Origin of the sequence: Rhizobium sp. RU33A, from assembly GCF_900156055.1 — a bacterium.
Taxonomy (GTDB): Bacteria; Pseudomonadota; Alphaproteobacteria; order Rhizobiales; family Rhizobiaceae; genus Allorhizobium.
The window spans coordinates 647221-663798 of sequence record NZ_FTMQ01000002.1 but is presented as its reverse complement, the minus strand read 5'-3'; the positions used below and the strand labels follow the sequence as shown (position 1 = coordinate 663798).

At 62.0% G+C, this 16578-nt stretch carries 19 protein-coding genes; 7 read left to right on the top strand and 12 right to left on the bottom strand.

The window, feature by feature from the left end; all coding sequences use genetic code 11:
* Positions 1 to 6: 6 nt before the first annotated feature.
* The 7 genes from BW978_RS09115 to BW978_RS09085 all read left to right on the top strand — a co-directional run bounded on the left by BW978_RS09115 (position 7) and on the right by BW978_RS09085 (position 8919).
* A complete protein-coding gene (locus tag BW978_RS09115; RefSeq protein WP_076394267.1) occupies positions 7 to 342 on the top strand; it encodes a hypothetical protein in 336 nt (111 codons plus the stop codon).
* Positions 342 to 1229, top strand: a complete 888-nt coding sequence (locus BW978_RS09110) for an ABC transporter permease (protein ID WP_076394265.1) — start codon at positions 342 to 344, stop codon at positions 1227 to 1229. Before BW978_RS09115 ends, BW978_RS09110 begins: the two co-directional genes overlap by 1 nt.
* On the top strand, positions 1226 to 2092 hold the full coding sequence (locus BW978_RS09105) for an ABC transporter permease (RefSeq protein WP_076394263.1): 867 nt from the start codon (positions 1226 to 1228) through the stop codon (positions 2090 to 2092). Before BW978_RS09110 ends, BW978_RS09105 begins: the two co-directional genes overlap by 4 nt.
* Positions 2093 to 2122: 30 nt before the next feature.
* On the top strand, positions 2123 to 3115 hold the full coding sequence (locus BW978_RS09100; RefSeq protein ID WP_076394261.1) for an ABC transporter substrate-binding protein: 993 nt from the start codon (positions 2123 to 2125) through the stop codon (positions 3113 to 3115).
* Positions 3116 to 3437: 322 nt separating this feature from the next.
* The gene (locus BW978_RS09095; protein ID WP_076394259.1) at positions 3438 to 4622 is read left to right on the top strand and encodes an efflux RND transporter periplasmic adaptor subunit; all 1185 of its coding nucleotides are present in this window, start codon (positions 3438 to 3440) and stop codon (positions 4620 to 4622) included.
* Between the two features lie 14 nt (positions 4623 to 4636).
* A complete protein-coding gene (locus BW978_RS09090) occupies positions 4637 to 7960 on the top strand; it encodes an efflux RND transporter permease subunit (protein ID WP_076394257.1) in 3324 nt (1107 codons plus the stop codon).
* A 275-nt stretch (positions 7961 to 8235) separates the two neighbouring features.
* Positions 8236 to 8919 carry a Crp/Fnr family transcriptional regulator gene (locus BW978_RS09085; RefSeq protein ID WP_076394943.1) on the top strand — a complete coding sequence of 228 codons (684 nt, stop codon included), beginning with the start codon at positions 8236 to 8238 and terminating at the stop codon, positions 8917 to 8919.
* A 32-nt stretch (positions 8920 to 8951) separates the two neighbouring features.
* Here the strand turns inward: BW978_RS09085 and ureG are convergent, their stop codons facing one another.
* The 12 genes from ureG to BW978_RS09025 form a co-directional block, all read right to left on the bottom strand.
* Complete coding sequence (gene ureG / locus BW978_RS09080; RefSeq protein WP_076394255.1) at positions 8952 to 9563, bottom strand: urease accessory protein UreG; 612 nt, start codon at positions 9561 to 9563, stop codon at positions 8952 to 8954.
* 28 nt (positions 9564 to 9591) lie between these two features.
* Positions 9592 to 10287 carry an urease accessory protein UreF gene (locus BW978_RS09075; protein WP_076394253.1) on the bottom strand — a complete coding sequence of 232 codons (696 nt, stop codon included), beginning with the start codon at positions 10285 to 10287 and terminating at the stop codon, positions 9592 to 9594.
* Positions 10271 to 10750, bottom strand: coding sequence for an urease accessory protein UreE (ureE, locus tag BW978_RS09070; protein WP_076394251.1), 480 nt, complete (start codon positions 10748 to 10750; stop codon positions 10271 to 10273). Before ureE ends, BW978_RS09075 begins: the two co-directional genes overlap by 17 nt.
* Before the next feature lie 65 nt (positions 10751 to 10815).
* Positions 10816 to 11670: a GGDEF domain-containing protein gene (locus BW978_RS09065; protein ID WP_076394249.1), complete on the bottom strand. Its 855-nt coding sequence runs from the start codon at positions 11668 to 11670 to the stop codon at positions 10816 to 10818.
* A gap of 165 nt (positions 11671 to 11835) precedes the next feature.
* Positions 11836 to 12513 (bottom strand): TIGR02117 family protein, encoded by a 678-nt coding sequence (locus BW978_RS09060; RefSeq protein ID WP_076394247.1) that lies wholly within the window; start codon positions 12511 to 12513, stop codon positions 11836 to 11838.
* Between the two features lie 9 nt (positions 12514 to 12522).
* Positions 12523 to 12765 carry a hypothetical protein gene (locus BW978_RS09055; protein WP_076394245.1) on the bottom strand — a complete coding sequence of 81 codons (243 nt, stop codon included), beginning with the start codon at positions 12763 to 12765 and terminating at the stop codon, positions 12523 to 12525.
* 73 nt (positions 12766 to 12838) lie between these two features.
* Positions 12839 to 14551, bottom strand: coding sequence for an urease subunit alpha (ureC, locus tag BW978_RS09050; RefSeq protein WP_076394244.1), 1713 nt, complete (start codon positions 14549 to 14551; stop codon positions 12839 to 12841).
* A 5-nt stretch (positions 14552 to 14556) separates the two neighbouring features.
* Positions 14557 to 15207, bottom strand: coding sequence for a glycosyltransferase family 29 protein (locus tag BW978_RS09045; RefSeq protein WP_076394243.1), 651 nt, complete (start codon positions 15205 to 15207; stop codon positions 14557 to 14559).
* Positions 15208 to 15219: 12 nt separating this feature from the next.
* Positions 15220 to 15648, bottom strand: a complete 429-nt coding sequence (locus BW978_RS09040; RefSeq protein ID WP_083697542.1) for a lysozyme inhibitor LprI family protein — start codon at positions 15646 to 15648, stop codon at positions 15220 to 15222.
* A gap of 18 nt (positions 15649 to 15666) precedes the next feature.
* Positions 15667 to 15972, bottom strand: a complete 306-nt coding sequence (locus BW978_RS09035) for an urease subunit beta (RefSeq protein WP_076394241.1) — start codon at positions 15970 to 15972, stop codon at positions 15667 to 15669.
* Between the two features lie 20 nt (positions 15973 to 15992).
* Positions 15993 to 16247, bottom strand: a complete 255-nt coding sequence (locus BW978_RS09030) for a DUF1272 domain-containing protein (RefSeq protein ID WP_076394240.1) — start codon at positions 16245 to 16247, stop codon at positions 15993 to 15995.
* A gap of 10 nt (positions 16248 to 16257) precedes the next feature.
* Positions 16258 to 16560: an urease subunit gamma gene (locus BW978_RS09025; protein ID WP_054148370.1), complete on the bottom strand. Its 303-nt coding sequence runs from the start codon at positions 16558 to 16560 to the stop codon at positions 16258 to 16260.
* Positions 16561 to 16578 lie beyond the last annotated feature (18 nt).

Sequence of the window (16578 nt, the reverse complement as noted above, 5' to 3'; positions counted from 1 at the left end):
TACCCCATGAACCCCACCTTCCTCCTCTGGCTCGGCGCCGCCATGGCGACCTTCCTCGGTGCCGCCACCGTCTCCCGCGCCTATGTCGACAACGGCAAGCTCTGGGTGCTCGCAGCCTCTCTTGCCCTCTACTGCGTCGGCAACCTGATGATGGTGAAGCTGATGCGTGAGGGGGGCTTGGGGCTTGCCATCTCCGCCTCGGCCATCGCCCAATTGGTCCTCATCAATGTCATCGCCTTCTTCCTCTTCGGTGAACGGCTGAGCGTCGTTCAGATGGCAGGCGTGGCACTCGGCGTCGTCTCCATGGCCCTGATGCTCTTTCCTGCAAAAGGAGGCGCCTGATGACCCCGGCTCCTTCCGCATTCCGAGACAGAATCCTGCCGGTCCTGACGGTCCTCCTGGCGATCCTCGTGATCTGGCATGTCTTCGTCGTCTATCTGAACGCGCCCTTCGTGCGCGACCAGGCGGCACGTGCCGGCGAGACGATCACCTTCTCCCAAATCGTCGAGCGAACCTTCGCCCAGGAGCGCCCCGTCCTGCCGGCCCCGCACCAGATCGTCGCCGAGCTCTGGGATACGACGATCAACAAGGCCGTCACCTCCAAGCGCAGCCTTGTCTACCATGCCTGGATCACGCTTTCCGCCACGCTGATGGGCTTTGCCATGGGCACCGTGCTCGGCATCGTGCTCGCCATCGCCATCGTCCATAACAGGGCGATGGACAAGTCGCTGATGCCCTGGGTGATCGCCTCGCAGACGATCCCGATCCTCGCCATCGCGCCAATGATCATCGTCGTGCTGAATTCCATCGGCGTCTCGGGTCTCATGCCCAAAGCGCTGATTTCCACCTATCTTTCTTTCTTCCCGATCGTCGTCGGCATGGTGAAGGGCCTGCGCAGTCCGGACATCCTGCTCCTCGACCTGATGCACACCTATAATGCCAGCCAGTCTCAGACCTTCTGGAAGCTCCGCTGGCCGGCTTCGATGCCCTACCTCTTCACCTCGCTGAAGGTGGCAATCGCCATTTCGCTGGTCGGAGCCATCGTCGGTGAGCTGCCGACAGGCGCCGTCGCCGGTCTCGGTGCCCGACTGCTGTCCGGTTCCTATTACGGCCAGACCATCCAGATCTGGGCAGCGCTCTTCATGGCGGCCGGGTTGGCTGCGCTGCTCGTCTCGATCGTCGGCATGGCCCACACTCGGGTGCTGGCACGCATGGGGGTCAAGCCATGAACGGTTATCTCGTCTTCGCCTTCCTCTTCTGGCTCGGTGCCTGGGGTCTGAACCAGTGGCTGGTGGCTCGGCGTCCTAAGGACCCGTCCATCCGCCGCGCGATCGGGCTGGCCGTCCCCCTGATCTTCGGGATCACCCTGCTCGTGATCTGGGAATGCATGGTGCGCGGCTTCGAGATCCCCTCGATCCTGCTCCCTGCCCCCTCGATGATCTGGGCGCGTATCCTCACCTCCACCCATATCCTCTGGGCGGATTTCCAGCAGACCTTCCTGAAGTCTGTCATCACCGGTTATGTCGCCGGCTGCGGCCTCGGCTTCATCGTTGCCATCCTGATCGACCGCTCGCCCTTCCTGCAGAAGGGCCTGCTGCCGATCGGCAACTTCGTCTCGGCCCTTCCGGTCGTCGGCATAGCCCCGATCATGGTCATGTGGTTCGGCTTCGACTGGCAGTCCAAGGTCGCCGTGGTCGTCATCATGACCTTCTTCCCGATGCTGGTGAACACCGTGCAGGGCCTGGCCGCCGCAAGCCATAGGGAGCGCGACCTGATGCACACCTATGCCGCCTCCTGGTGGCAGACGCTGGTGCGCTTAAGGCTTCCCGCCGCCTGGCCTTTCATCTTCAATGCGCTGAAGATCAATTCCACTCTCGCGCTGATCGGTGCGATCGTGGCAGAGTTCTTCGGCACCCCGATTGTCGGCATGGGCTTCCGTATCTCGACCGAGGTCGGACGCTCGAATGTCGACATGGTCTGGGCCGAGATTGCGGTCGCCGCACTCGCCGGCTCGGTCTTCTACGGATTGGTGGCACTGGCAGAACGCCGGGTCACCTTCTGGCATCCGTCCGTCCGTGGTGGACGGGCGTGAACTGAACCAACAAAAAAAGAGGGAACTGAAATGACTGTCAAACTCACATCCATGCTGCTGGCTGCTGCGGTCTCGCTGACCGCCATGCAGGCCGCCGCCGCCGACAAGGTGACCCTCCAGCTGAAGTGGGTAACCCAGGCCCAGTTCGCCGGCTATTACGTCGCCAAGGACAAGGGCTTCTACGAAGAAGAAGGTCTCGACGTTGAAATCAAGCCGGGCGGCCCGGATATTGCTCCGCCGCAGGTTCTGGCCGGTGGCGGCGCAGACGTGATCGTCGACTGGATGCCGTCGGCTCTGGCTACCCGCGAAAAGGGCGTTCCGCTCGTCAACATCGCCCAGCCCTTCAAGTCCTCGGGCATGATGCTGACCTGCCTCAAGGAAACCGGCATCACCAAGCCTGAGGATTTCAAGGGCAAGACACTCGGCGTCTGGTTCTTCGGCAACGAGTATCCGTTCCTGTCATGGATGAGCACGCTCGGCATCAAGACCGACGGTTCGGACGGTGGCGTGACTGTCCTCAAGCAGGGCTTCAACGTCGACCCGCTGCTCCAGAAGCAGGCCGCCTGCATCTCGACCATGACCTACAACGAATACTGGCAGGTCATAGATGCCGGCATCAAGCCGGAGGAACTCGTGACCTTCAAGTATGAAGACGAAGGCGTCGCCACCCTCGAAGACGGTCTCTACGTGCTCGAAGACAAGCTCGCCGACCCGGCCTTCAAGGAAAAGATGGTCAAGTTCGTCCGCGCTTCGATGAAGGGCTGGAAGTATGCCGAGGAGAACTCGGACGAAGCGGCTGAAATCGTGCTCGAAAATGATGCGTCCGGCGCTCAGACCGAAGCCCATCAGAAGCGCATGATGAGCGAAGTCGCCAAGCTGACAGCCGGCTCTGCCGGCGCGCTCGACCAGGCCGACTATGACCGCACGGTCAAGACGCTGCTCGGTGGCGGCTCGGACCCGGTCATCACCAAGGAGCCGACCGGTGCCTTCACGACCGAGATCACCGACGCGGCCCTGAAATAGTCTTGGCGGACCACAGCGAATAAAGGACACGGGGAGCAATCCCCGTGTCTATTTGGAGGTTTTACTGATCAATTTCTATGGTCGAAACTGGCAAATCGGCAACACCATCGTTCTATATTGAACTATTTTCACGAGCGTATCGCAATTGGCCTTTAAGGCTCTTGCAAGGGGTTTTGCGATCCCCCACCTCTTCATCTGGGTTCAGATGCCGAAAAGTTGAAAACAGCGTATGAATGTCGGTAACATCGACGCTGTGAGCCGATCCGGCTGACACGACGTAATGCTTTCATAGTTGCTTTTATCATCCTCTGGGAAGGGTCTCATGTATCGAATCGCGAGCGCGAAGTCCGTGCTGATGGCTGCCACTCTGTCGCTGGCGGCCTCGGTTGCCATTGCTCAGGAACAGCCAGCAGCCCCAGCGCAGAACCTCCCGGCCATCATCGTTACCGCGGCTGAGAGCCGTGACCTCGTCGACAGGGTCGTCTCCACGGGCACGCTTCGCGCCGAGGAGGAAGTGCAGATTCAGCCTCAGGTCGAGGGTCTGCAAATCCAGTCCCTGAACGTCGATGTGGGCGACACGGTCCAGGCTGATGCGGTCGTCGCGAAGCTGAGCGAGGATACCCTCCTGCTTCAACGCAGCCAGTCTCTGGCCAACCGTGCAAAGGCAGAAGCCGCCCTTGCCCAGTATCAGGCGCAGCTGGTGGAAGCCGAAGCGAGCCTGAACGACGCCCAGCGCCAGTTTGAACGTGCAACGCGCCTGGTCTCATCAGGTTCCGTCTCCACGTCCCAAAAAGAGCAGGCGGAAACAGCGCTCGCCAGCGCCACGGCCCGGGTCGAGACCGCTCGCCAGGCAATCACCGTCGCCGAAGCAGATATTAAGGTCGTCGACAGCCAGCTTGCCGATACGGACCTTCGGCTCGCCCGCACCGATATCAAGTCGCCCGTCACAGGAACGATCTCCGTTCGCAATGCCCGGATCGGCGCCATCGCATCCGGCGCCGGCCAGCCGCTGTTCACGGTCATCCGCGACGGGCAGATCGAACTGGTGGCGGATGTCACGGAAAGTGATATCCTGCGCCTCAAGCCGGGCCAGAAGGCGGCCGTTACGATTGCCGGCAGCACCGAACCCCTGACGGGTTCCGTGCGTCTGATTTCTCCGGTCGTTGACCCCGTCACCCGTTTGGGCGCGGTTCATATCGCACTCGACGACGATCTGGCCGCCCGGTCGGGCATGTATGGCAGCGCGGCGATTATTGTCAGCGAAGCAAAGGGGATTGCCCTTCCGCTGTCCGCGATCACCACCGAAGGCGGCAAGACGACGGTGCGTAAGGTTTCCGATGGGACCGTCCAGATGGTGGAGATCCGCACCGGCATTCAGGACGGCGCCTATGTTGAGGTGACCGAAGGCCTTGATGAAGGGGACAAGGTGGTGGCCAAGGCGGGCGTCTTTGTCCGTGACGGCGACCGCATCAATCCCGTGGAAGAAACCAGCAGCGTTTCCAACTGAGAGGCGACGACGCCATGAATTTCTCTGCATGGTCCATCCGCAATCCGATTGCGCCGATACTCGGCTTCTTCCTGCTGATGGTCGTCGGCATCCAGTCGTTTTATGCACTGCCGATCACCCGCTTCCCGAACATCGACGTGCCACTTGTGGCGATCACCGTCGGCCAGAGTGGCGCCTCCCCGGCTGAACTCGAAAGCCAGGTGACGAAGGAAGTCGAAGACGCGGTGGCCTCGATCACCGGCGTCGACGAAATCAATTCGACCGTTACCGACGGCATGTCCCAGACGGTCGTCATGTTCCGCATGGAAGTGCCGACCGAACAGGCGGTGCAGGACGTCAAGGACGCGATCGATCAGATCCGTGGCGATCTTCCGGCCTCCGTCGAGGAGCCGATCGTCACGAAGATCGACGTCGAGGGCCAGGCAATCCAGAGCTTCGCCGTCTCCTCGCCCAACATGAACCTTGCCGAACTTTCCTGGTTCGTCGACGACAGCGTCAAGCGCGCCCTGCAGGGCCAGCCGGGCATTGGCCGCGTTGACCGCTACGGCGGCGCGGATCGCGAGGTGCGCGTCGAACTCGATCCCAACCGCCTCGATGCGCTGGGCGTCACCGCCTCCGACATATCGGGCCAGTTGAAGGGCACAAACGTCGATCTCGGCTCGGGCCGCGGCCAGGTGGCCGGCGCCGAGCAGTCGATCCGCACGCTCGGTGACAACCGCGACGTCGAGAGCCTTGCCAACACCACAATTGCGCTCCCCGGCGGCCGTTTCGTCAAGCTTTCCGACCTCGGCCGTGTGTATGACACCTATGAGGAACAGAGGTCCTTCGCCCGTCACGACGGCAAGCCGGTCGTGTCCTTCGCCGTGTTCCGTGCCAAGGGCGCCAGTGAAGTGACGGTGGCAGAAACCGTGGCCGAGAGCCTCGCCACGGTTCGCGCCGAGAACCCCGACGTCCAGATCGAGATGATCGACGACTCGGTCTACTTCACCTACGGCAACTACGAAGCCGCGATGCACACCCTCGTCGAGGGTGCGATCCTCGCCGTCATCGTCGTTCTGCTCTTCCTGCGCAACTGGCGTGCAACCCTGATCTCGGCCGTAGCGCTGCCCCTCTCGGCCATCCCGACCTTCTGGGTCATGGACATGATGGGCTTTTCGCTGAACCTCGTGTCCTTCCTGGCGCTGACGCTCGCGACCGGTATTCTCGTCGACGACGCGATCGTCGAGGTCGAAAACATCGCCCGCCACATCAAGATGGGCAAGACGCCCTATCGCGCGGCGATCGAGGCGGCAGACGAAATCGGTCTCGCCGTCATCGCGACCACGTTTACGATCATCGCGGTCTTCGTGCCGGTGTCGTTCATGCCGGGCATCCCGGGCCAGTACTTCATCCAGTTCGGCCTGACGGTGGCCTTCTCCGTCTTCTTCTCGCTGCTTGTGGCGCGTCTCATCACGCCGATGATGGCCGCTTATCTCATGCGGCCGGAAGACGCGATGGACGACCATCACGACAACGACAGCCTGCCGCTGAAGCTCTACACCAAGCTCGTGCGCTTCACGACACGCCGCTGGTATTCCCGCCTTGGCACGCTGGTTGCTGCGATCGCCTTTCTGATCGGCTCGATCATGCTTCTCGCAGGCGTTCCCGGCAGCTTCATTCCGCCGGAAGATGCAGGTCGTATCGTGCTCTCCGTCGAGCTTCCGCCAAATGCGACGCTCGACGAAACGGAACGCAAGACGGACGAGATCTACGCGGCCATCCAGGACGTGCCCGATGTCGCCAGCATCTTCATCCTGGGCGGCTCCTCGCCGCGCGGTGATCTGGAGCTGCGCCGTGCCAGCGTGACGCTGAACCTCGACCGGATCGAGCATTCGCTTGCCAAGACGCTCGTCAATGGCGGCCTTGGCAACATTCCGCTGATCGGCGAATATCTGCCGAAGCTTCCCGAAAACGGTCGTATCCGTCCGCAATGGGATGTCGAGGAAGAGGTCTTCGCCAAGCTTGCCGGGATTGCGGATATCCGGGTCACCAAGCTCAATGACCGCGGTGAGCGCGACATCACCTTCAACTTCCTGTCCAAGAACGAGGAAGAGTTGAACCAGGCTGTCGGCATCCTCGAAGCCAAGCTTCGCCAGGTGCCGGAACTCGCCAATGTCAGCGCCGACGGCGCCCTGCCCCGTCCGGAACTGCAGATCCGCCCTCGCGCCGATGAGGCAGCCCGCCTCGGCATCACCGCGCAGCAGATCGCCCAGACGGTTCGTGTGGCAACGATCGGTGACGTCGACGCAGCCCTGCCGAAGATCTCGCTCGACAACCGCCAGATCCCCATCCGCGTCCAGGCTTCACTGGACCTGCGCACGGATCTTGCCGCCATCCGGTCGCTGAAGGTGCGCACGGCAAGCGGCGCGACCGTACCGCTCTCCAGCGTCGCCGACATCGACTACGCAGAAGGCGTTTCGTCGATCAAGCGCAACGACCGTAACCGCGTCGTGTCGATCGGTGCCGGCCTGCCGCAAGGCGTCGCTCTCGACACCGCAACGGCTGCCTTCCGCACGACGGTGGAGAATGCCGAGATCCCGGCCAGCGTCCGCCTCGCTGAAAGCGGCGACGCCAAGATCCAGGCAGAGATGCAGCAGAGCTTCGTCAACGCCATGATCCTCGGCCTGCTCTTGGTGCTGACGGTGCTGATCCTGCTCTTCAAGGACGTCATCCAGCCCTTCACCATCCTGTTCTCGCTGCCGCTCGCGATCGGCGGCGTGGCGGTCGCGCTGATCATCACCAACAACGCGCTCTCCATGCCGGTCCTCATCGGCATCCTGATGCTGATGGGCATCGTGACGAAGAACGCCATTCTGCTCGTGGACTTCGCCATCGAAATGCGTCGACAGGGCATGCACCGGCTCGAGGCGATGGTTGAAGCGGGCCGCAAGCGCGCCCGGCCGATCATCATGACCTCTATCGCCATGTCGGCGGGCATGTTGCCCTCGGCGCTCGGTGTCGGCGAAGGCGGCTCGTTCCGCGCGCCGATGGCGATCGCTGTCATCGGCGGCATCATCGTCTCGACGGTGTTGAGCCTTGTGGTTGTGCCGGCCTTCTTCCTGATCCTCGACGACGTCTCCCGTCTCTTGGGCTGGATCTTCAGCCGCCTCGTCGGCAAGAAGGAAGAAGAGGAAGAGCCGCTCACGCCGGAAGTCCTTTCCTTCCTGGCGCGTCAGAACGTTCAGGCGCTGGAAACCATGGACCGCCGGGTCGCGGCTGTCGAACGCAGCCAGCCGGTTACGCGCAAGGGCGATGGCAACGGCAACGTCATCAACCTGCCGCCGCTCGCAGCAGAGTAGGACCGACGCTGGGTGATCAAGAAAGGCCGGGCCCTGTGCCCGGCCTTTCGCGTTTTGCAAACCGCCGGATCAGATTAGACAAACCTGATTTGCCGTTGCGCGGTTGATCGAAATCAATCCGATCTCCCCCCGCTCGCGATATTGTGACCACCAATGGAAAGGGCACGATCACCCGGACCTGCAGGCGGCGTGCACATCCGGCGAGGCGGACCTGAGCACGACGACGGCAGCGGTGCATGCCCTGATACCGCGATGGATGGGGAGCCGTGAAGACCGTGAACAAGATCCTGAGACTGAACCCGCGCGACAAGAACACGCTATTGCGGACGTCGTTCTTGTCACAACTGGGCCCCACGGCGATGGCCTCGATGATGGAGATCGCCAATATCTCCACCTACGAGGCGCGCGAAGTCCTGTTCCGCGAAGGAGAGCCCGCCGACAGCTTCTACAGCGTGCTGAGCGGCTATGTGCGGCTGTACCGGCTGAACAAGGACGGCCGCGAAGCCGATATCCGGATCTGCGGTCCCGGAGATACGTTTGCCGAATGCCTGCTGGCGATCGGCGACAAGTATCTCTACAACGCTCAGGCGGCTGAAACGGTGACGCTCGCACGCTTTGACCTGCAACGCGTCAGTGCGCTTGCCGAGCAGGAAAAGGATGTCGCAAAGGCAGTCATCCGCTGCCTCTCCGACCATCTGCGCACGACCATGGACTGTATTGCCAATGACCGGCTGCAGACCGCCCCGCAGCGCGTCGCGCATTATCTCCTGACCCATTGTGAAGCCGAGGGCGGCCCAGCCTCTATCCGCCTGCCCTTCCAGAAGAGCCTGCTCGCGGGCAAGCTGGGTCTGGCACCCGAAGCACTGTCACGAGCCTTCTCGACGCTCAAGCGCGTCGGCGTCGTGGTGCGCGGACGCACGATCCAGATCAGCGACGTCAACGCCCTCAGACAGATCTGAGGGCATCGGCACCCTGGACCCTTTGCTTCTGCTCAAAGCCCCCCACTCTGCTGCAGGAAGCTGACGATCTTTTCGACACCGGCACCCCGCTTCAGATCGGTGAAGACGAAGGGGCGCTCAGAGCGCATCCGCCCCGCATCCCGCTCCATGACCTCGAGATCGACACCGACATGCGGCGCGAGATCCGTCTTGTTGATCACAAGCAGATCCGACCTCGTGATGCCCGGCCCGCCCTTGCGCGGGATCTCCTCGCCCTGACAGACCGAGATCACGTAGAGGGTGATGTCGGCGAGGTCGGGTGAGAAGGTTGCCGCGAGATTGTCGCCGCCCGATTCGATGAAGACCACATCGAGATCGGGTATGCGGGCATTGAGGTCGGCAATGGCTTTCAGGTTGATCGAGGCATCCTCACGGATTGCCGTATGCGGACATCCGCCCGTTTCGACGCCGACGACGCGATCCGAGCTCAGGGCCTGCATGCGGATCAGCGCATCGGCATCCTCGCGCGTATAGATGTCGTTGGTCACGACCGCGACCGAATAGGTGTCGCGCATGGCCTTGCAGAGTTTCTCCGTCAGCGCCGTCTTGCCGGATCCGACGGGCCCGCCGATACCGACGCGGAGGGGACCATTCTTCGATTTCATCATCTTCGTCCTGTGTAACCGCTTTCGCCTAGGATTGGAAAAGCCGTGAGTATTGCGTCTCGTGCCGCAAGCTGAGCGTATCAGCGATGACGGTCGCCGATCCGAGATCGTCGAGGCCGAGCTCGGAATATCGGGAGGCGGCATCGAGAATGCGGCTTTCCGATGCAGCGAGGATCGCCACCCCGCGCGTCTGGCCGATCACGCCGAGGCGGATCGCGACCGAAACATATTGCGACACCTGCGCATGCAGAAAGGCAGCAAGCGCATCGGGTCGTTCGACCTCATGGGCTGACGCCACCGCACCGATGGCAACGCTGTACGGCACAGGCCCCGCCAGTGCCTCGATCACGGGATGCGGCCAGGCGGCCGCCGCCTTGACGAAGGCCTCGCCAAGCCTGGTGATTTCAGCATGGCGCTCTGCGGACCCCGCCAACGCCGTCGCGAGTGCAATGAGGTCGGCAAGAGCCCGCCCCTCACTCTGGCAGCGATGCGCTTCGGAGAGCAGGATTGCATCATTGCGCAGCCCGCCGTCGCTCATCAGCATCTGAAGCCAGGCCTCGACCGCGTCACCACCGACGACATGGCCCTCAACCACCGCGCTCTCAAAGCCCGCAGAATAAGAGAAACCGCCAACCGGAAAGGCCGGTGACAGCCAGGCCATCAGACGCAGAAGCGCCTGGCGTCCGGCAAGGCCGGCGGCGCCCAACTCAGCCGTGGCCGGCATCGTGGTGCCCCCCATGGGAACCGTGGCTACCATGCGCATGATAGGCGCCGCGCACCGGCTGGAACGGCTCGACCACCTCACTGACCTCGGCCCCGAGCCCGGCCAGCATATCGCGGATGACGTGATCGCGCTGGATCAGAATACGGTCTGCCTCGATCTGGGTCGCCAGATGCCGGTTTCCGAGATGCCAGGCAAGTTCGATCAGATGCAGAGTATCGCGCGCGCGGATCTCGAACAGCCGTTCCTCCGCCGCCTGGATCTCGATGGTCGTGCCATCGTCGAGCACGAGTCGGTCTCCATGATGGAACAGCACAGGTTCCTTAAGGTCGAGCATGACCATCTCGCCATTGTCGAGATGCAGAAGCTTGCGCCGCAGATGGCGCCCGTCATGGGGAAGAACAACGACCCCATCAGGCGCATCGGTGAGGAAACCGGCGGGTTTGAAAGACGTTGCACGCTGCATGAAAACTCCGGCATGGCTGTTTTTTGAACCATGCACAGGAATAAGGCAGACAGCAAGATCGTTCTTCAGCCCCGGCGTCCAATGGCAGCAAAAAGCTGAGCATCATCAGGGGCATGATCGCCGGGAAAAGCCTCCACAAGGGCGAGCGAATTTTCGTGGAAAACGCAATCCCGTCCGCTTTCCTTGGCAAGATACAACGCCTTGTCTGCCCAGGCATAGACGCTTTCCGGCCGCTTGCCGGGCGTAAATTCGGCAACGCCGGCGGAGACTGTGACGTGAAGCTCCGTGTCCTGGAACACGATCGTTTCGGCCGCCACACGACGTCTCGCCTGCTCGACAAGGGCGAGCCTTTCGGCAACGCTGCCGCCCCTGATGATGACGCCGAATTCCTCCCCGCCGAGGCGGGCGACGAGATGCGCTTCGCCAAAGACCTCCTTCAACAGCGAGGAGATGGACTGGATGACGCGATCCCCCGTCTGATGGCCGTAGCGGTCATTGATCGACTTGAACCGGTCGATATCGATGATCGCCAGGGAAGCTTCCCGATCCACGGCAATTGACGCCTCGTTGAAAGCACGGCGGTTGGCGAGCCCGGAAAGGGTATCGGTGCGACTAAGGCGCTCGAACTTTCGCCGCGACAGCAGAAGTTCACGCAGCACATGGCCGGCGACGAACGCGCAGGCAGCCGAAAGCACGCCGCCGAAGAGCCAGGAAAAGGCCACCATCAGTCGCATCGTCTGGTCGATCGGAGTGGCGACGACCTTGAGGACATAAAGGAGTGGCAGCAAAACGAGGCCTGCCAGACTGGTCACGATCACCGCCCGGAAACCAACCGACAGGGCAAAGCGACGGACCGCGCCGGCGCTGTCCAGCGCCCCCACATCGACCTGCCGCCAAAGCCATTTGCTGCCGCGACTCAACCGCCCGCTCCTTCATGAAGATGCCTATTGGATTAGGCAGTGTCGCTTCCTCAATCCCTAATCGAATCGCTAAAATGCGATCGATCGCCGGATTGACTTCGGAAGCACCTAAAATGGACGACAATGTCATCCGATGACGCGTGGTCAGGCGGCGATGGCAACGTTTCAGGCGCCGTGATGAAGATCGATGGAAAGATCGAGCAATTGCGGCAAGGGCGTCCACCAGCCCGTACGAACCCCACCTGCCCGCAACACCGCAGCCGTCCAGGTGTTGCAGCCGATGAGCGCGTTGAACGCGCCCTTTGCCTCAAAGAAGGCGTCGTCGAAACCATAGGCCGCACCCGGAATGCCAACCGGCAAACCGCCATCGCGAATGAAGCTGTCACGGATCGCAGCGATCATCCGTTTGCGCCCCTCTTGCGTCACCACGAGCGGGCGCACCGTGGGATGGGCAGGATCGATCGTACCGGCAACCGAGACATGCAGCACGGAGCGATCGATGGTCAGCGCCTTCAGGACCGGCAGCGGCCGGATGTCACCCCAGGTCGGCGTCTCGATGTAGAAGGACCGCCCACCCCAACCGATGATCAGATACTCGACACCGGGCATGTCGACCGGCAGGCCGGAGGGAACGAGATCAGCAAAGGCGGCCCTGATTTCGTCATCGACTGGCAGCGCGATATCGGTATGGATCGGATTGGCGAGCAGCAGGATCTGGCTCTCGCCGCCGACGGATGCCTCCGCAGGCGAGGTCAGCGGGCGGGGCACAACTGTTCCCGACACAAACAACAGGGCCAGCAAGGCGAAGCCCGAAATCAGCCATCTCAGAAGCTTCCTCACGATCGGGGCATCTCAGTCCGCAAGGTCAAGCCTGTGCTCAATTCTCCGGACCTGTTCAACCAGACGATCAAGGCGCACCCCCATCTCGGCAACGCCTCCGACATCCGCACCTTGATCGCGGCGCAAGCCGGCTAGACCAATCTCCATGCGTGTCAGGCGCTGTCCCTGTTCCTGCCTCGTATCGCGCATTCCGCGCAAATCGGCACGGATAGCTCGCAAATGCTCCAACACCAGATTGTTCACATCCTCAACCACGATGCATCTCCCGACATCATCAGGAAATGATACACCAGCCTTGAAAAGCTGCAACTCAGAATGGGTCAACGCATCAGAACAGGAAATACCGCTGCGCCATCGGCAGCTTCGTCGCCGGTTCGCAGATCAGAAGCTCCCCATCGGCGCGCACTTCATAGGTCTCCGGATCCACTTCCACATGCGGCGTCAAGTCGTTGTGGATCATCGACTTCTTCGAAATTCCGCCACGGGTGTTTTTCACCGCGACCAGCTGTTTGGCGACACCGAGACGGTTGCCAAGGCCGGAATCAATCGCGGCCTGGCTGACGAAGGTGACGGAGGTGTTGGTGCGTGCCTTGCCATAGGCGCCGAACATCGGACGGTAATGCACCGGCTGCGGCGTCGGGATCGACGCATTCGGGTCGCCCATCGGAGCGGCCGCGATCATGCCTCCCATCAGGATCATGTCGGGCTTCACGCCAAAGAAGGCCGGGTTCCAGATCACGAGGTCGGCGCGCTTGCCAACTTCAACCGACCCGATTTCATGGCTCACACCGTGAGCGATCGCCGGGTTGATCGTGTATTTCGCGATATAACGCTTGGCGCGCATGTTGTCGTTGTCGCCCGTCTCGGACGGCAATGCGCCGCGCTGGCGCTTCATCTTATCAGCTGTCTGCCAGGTGCGGATGATGACTTCTCCGACGCGGCCCATGGCCTGGCTGTCGGACGAGATGATCGAGAAGGCGCCAATGTCGTGCAGGATGTCTTCGGCCGCGATCGTTTCCTTGCGGATACGGCTTTCGGCAAACGCAATGTCTTCCGGGATGGAGGACGACAAGTGGTGGCAAACCATCAGCATGTCCAGATGTTCGGCGATCGTATTGACCGTGTAGGGCCGCGTCGGATTTGTCGACGACGGGATGACGTTCATCTGGCCGCAGATCTTGATGATATCAGGCGCATGCCCGCCACCTGCCCCTTCCGTATGGAAGGCGTGGATCGTGCGGCCACGGATGGCGTTAACGGTATCCTCGACAAAGCCGCTTTCGTTCAGCGTGTCCGTATGGATCATCACCTGGACATCGTACTGGTCGGCAACCGAGAGGCAGCAATCGATCGCACCCGGGGTCGTGCCCCAGTCTTCATGCAGCTTAAGGGACGTGGCACCACCCAGCACCATTTCTTCAAGCGCGCCCGGAAGCGAGGCATTGCCCTTGCCGGCAAAGGCGAGGTTCATCGGGAAGGCATCGGCTGCCTCGATCATCCGCGCGATATGCCAGGGGCCGGGTGTGCAGGTGGTGGCAAGCGTGCCATGCGCCGGCCCCGTGCCGCCGCCCAGCATGCAGGTGAGGCCCGACATCAGCGCCTCCTCGATCTGCTGCGGGCATATGAAGTGGATATGCGCGTCCATGCCACCGGCAGTGATGATTTTTCCTTCACCCGCTATCGCTTCGGTGCCCGGACCGACGATGATGTTGACGCCGGGCTGGGTATCCGGATTGCCGGCCTTGCCGATCGCGACGATGCGGCCGTCCTTGAGGCCGATATCGGCTTTCACGATGCCCCAGTGGTCGAGAATAAGGGCATTGGTAATGACGGTATCGACAGCGCCGTCCGCTCGCGTCACCTGGCTCTGGCCCATGCCGTCACGGATGACCTTGCCGCCACCGAACTTCACCTCTTCGCCATAGGTGGTGAAATCCTTCTCCACCTCGATGAACAGTTCCGTATCTGCAAGACGCACCTTGTCGCCCGTGGTCGGACCGAACATCGAAGCATAGGCGGCGCGGGACATCTTGTAGGACATGGGCGTCAGGTTCCTTGGGAGAGGGAGGAAGCAAAGAGAGGTTGCAGCCGCATCACGCGACCGCTGGCAATATAACGGTCCACCAGGCGGCGTTCGGCCTCGAAGGGATGACCGTCCCAGCCACTGTGGCCGAAGCCGGCGAGAATGATAGTGTCCTCGGCATGCCGGGGATCCGTGAGCAGCGCCTGGATCACCACCATGCCGCTCGACGGCACGACATAGGGCTCGGCATCAAGCGCCAAAAGTGTTGCATCCAGGGCCGTATGCACATCGGCATGGATGATCCTGTGCTGTTTGCCATTGGCTGTGGCAAAGGTCGCAAAACCATCGGTGTAGTCGTCACAGAAATCGTCGAGCTCGGGATGGCTGATCGCCAGCTGCGGCTTGAGTTCGGCGAATTTATCGGGATCACGCACGGACCAGATCGCGGCGGTACGGCGGACGGCCTCACTATCGCGCCACTCTGGATCCGCGAGCATGACAGCCCCCGGACGGCCAGTGTTGCAGACGGCGATGATGTCGGTCTTTTGTCCGGCTGAACCAAAATTCCGGCTGCCGTTGAAGCGGATCACCAGATCGGCCCCGTCGATCAGAGGCGCTGCCCCCGCATCAACAGGTCCATTGCCGACGATCATGATCTGTCTCGCCTGAGCCATCGCGTCACACCCTCAATAGAGCCCGACCAGCGATTTCAGCGCCTCGGTGCGGCGCCTGGTCAGCTCCGCAAGGCAGGATGAAATCACCAATGGCTGCATCGAACCACCTTCGACCGAGTAACCTTCGACATCGCAGGCCGTGTCGCGATAGGCGAGCCAGGCACGCTGCGAAGCCAGAAGCCGCTTGGCTGCTCCATTGTCGTCCGAGGGTGGCGTGGCCTTGTCCCATGCGAGCATGGCGGCGCGCGTCTCGGCCCATTGGGCATTCATCGCGGCATCGGCTTTTCGATAGTCCTCGGCCGCACACTGGTTCATGTCGGCCTGGGTCTGGGCATTGTTGCAATCGACGTCCCGCACGTCCTCACCCGAGGCCGGCGCGTCTTGCAGCAATACGCAACCGCACAGCATCAGGATCACGCTCCAGTTCATCGCTCGCCCCATGCCCCCGCCTCGCCCATATCAGAGGCTGCCCATGACCTGCTGGCGGAAACCGTAGACCTCGCGCTTGCCCGAGAGCGGGATCAGCGTCACCTGACGTGTCTGCCCCGGCTCGAAGCGCACGGCCGTTCCAGCTGGAATGTCGAGCCGCATGCCACGCGCCTGTTCTCGCTCGAAGATCAGCCCGGCATTGGTCTCGAAGAAATGGTAGTGACTGCCGACCTGCACCGGGCGATCGCCGCTGTTCGACACCTCGATCGTGACCGTCGGATGGCCGGCATTCAGTTCGATTTCGCCTGGTGCGGCAATGATTTGACCGGGGATCATCGATCTCTCCTTCAAAGGGTTCAGGCAGCACGCGAGGGCTGGCAACCCTCGGCCTTGAGGACGCGCCTGGTCGACGCCGGATTGTTGGCAAGCTTGGCGGCAGGACGGATCGGCCGTCGAACCAATTCACCCCCGCAATTCGGGCAGATGCCGGCAAGCGTGGTTTCGGCGCAATCGGCGCAATAGGTGCATTCGAAACTGCAGATCATCGCCAGGCTCTCGGGCGGCAGATCCTTGTCGCAGCATTCGCAATTGGGTCGAAGTTCCAGCGCCATGTCCAAGTCCTCAGCGAATGGGTTCGTGCACGGTCACGAGCTTCGTGCCGTCGGGGAAAGTCGCTTCGATCTGCACGTCGTGGATCATCTCGGCAATGCCCTCCATCACCTGGTCGCGGGTGATGACATGGGCGCCCGCCTCCATCAGATCCGCCACCATGCGGCCGTCACGCGCACCTTCAACGACGAAGTCGGTGATCAGCGCGATCGCTTCCGGATAGTTGAGCTTCACGCCCCGTTCCAGCCGACGACGGGCCACCATGGCGGCCATCGCGATCAGCAGTTTGTCCTTTTCCCGCGGCGTCAGATTCATGCGTGCTCCAATGGCGTG

Excerpts from the sequence above, each read along its gene's own strand:
- BW978_RS09025 (WP_054148370.1), bottom strand. The coding sequence starts at position 16,560 with ATGAATCTGACGCCGCGGGAAAAGGACAAACTGCTGATCGCGATGGCC.
- ureG (WP_076394255.1), bottom strand. The coding sequence starts at position 9,563 with ATGAAATCGAAGAATGGTCCCCTCCGCGTCGGTATCGGCGGGCCCGTC.
- BW978_RS09040 (WP_083697542.1), bottom strand. The coding sequence starts at position 15,648 with ATGGGGCGAGCGATGAACTGGAGCGTGATCCTGATGCTGTGCGGTTGC.
- BW978_RS09045 (WP_076394243.1), bottom strand. The coding sequence starts at position 15,207 with ATGGCTCAGGCGAGACAGATCATGATCGTCGGCAATGGACCTGTTGAT.
- BW978_RS09095 (WP_076394259.1), top strand. The coding sequence starts at position 3,438 with ATGTATCGAATCGCGAGCGCGAAGTCCGTGCTGATGGCTGCCACTCTG.
- ureC (WP_076394244.1), bottom strand. The coding sequence starts at position 14,551 with ATGTCCTACAAGATGTCCCGCGCCGCCTATGCTTCGATGTTCGGTCCG.
- BW978_RS09105 (WP_076394263.1), top strand. The coding sequence starts at position 1,226 with ATGAACGGTTATCTCGTCTTCGCCTTCCTCTTCTGGCTCGGTGCCTGG.
- BW978_RS09075 (WP_076394253.1), bottom strand. The coding sequence starts at position 10,287 with ATGCCGGCCACGGCTGAGTTGGGCGCCGCCGGCCTTGCCGGACGCCAG.
- ureE (WP_076394251.1), bottom strand. The coding sequence starts at position 10,750 with ATGCAGCGTGCAACGTCTTTCAAACCCGCCGGTTTCCTCACCGATGCG.
- BW978_RS09030 (WP_076394240.1), bottom strand. The coding sequence starts at position 16,247 with ATGGCGCTGGAACTTCGACCCAATTGCGAATGCTGCGACAAGGATCTG.
- BW978_RS09090 (WP_076394257.1), top strand. The coding sequence starts at position 4,637 with ATGAATTTCTCTGCATGGTCCATCCGCAATCCGATTGCGCCGATACTC.
- BW978_RS09100 (WP_076394261.1), top strand. The coding sequence starts at position 2,123 with ATGACTGTCAAACTCACATCCATGCTGCTGGCTGCTGCGGTCTCGCTG.
- BW978_RS09115 (WP_076394267.1), top strand. The coding sequence starts at position 7 with ATGAACCCCACCTTCCTCCTCTGGCTCGGCGCCGCCATGGCGACCTTC.
- BW978_RS09035 (WP_076394241.1), bottom strand. The coding sequence starts at position 15,972 with ATGATCCCCGGTCAAATCATTGCCGCACCAGGCGAAATCGAACTGAAT.
- BW978_RS09110 (WP_076394265.1), top strand. The coding sequence starts at position 342 with ATGACCCCGGCTCCTTCCGCATTCCGAGACAGAATCCTGCCGGTCCTG.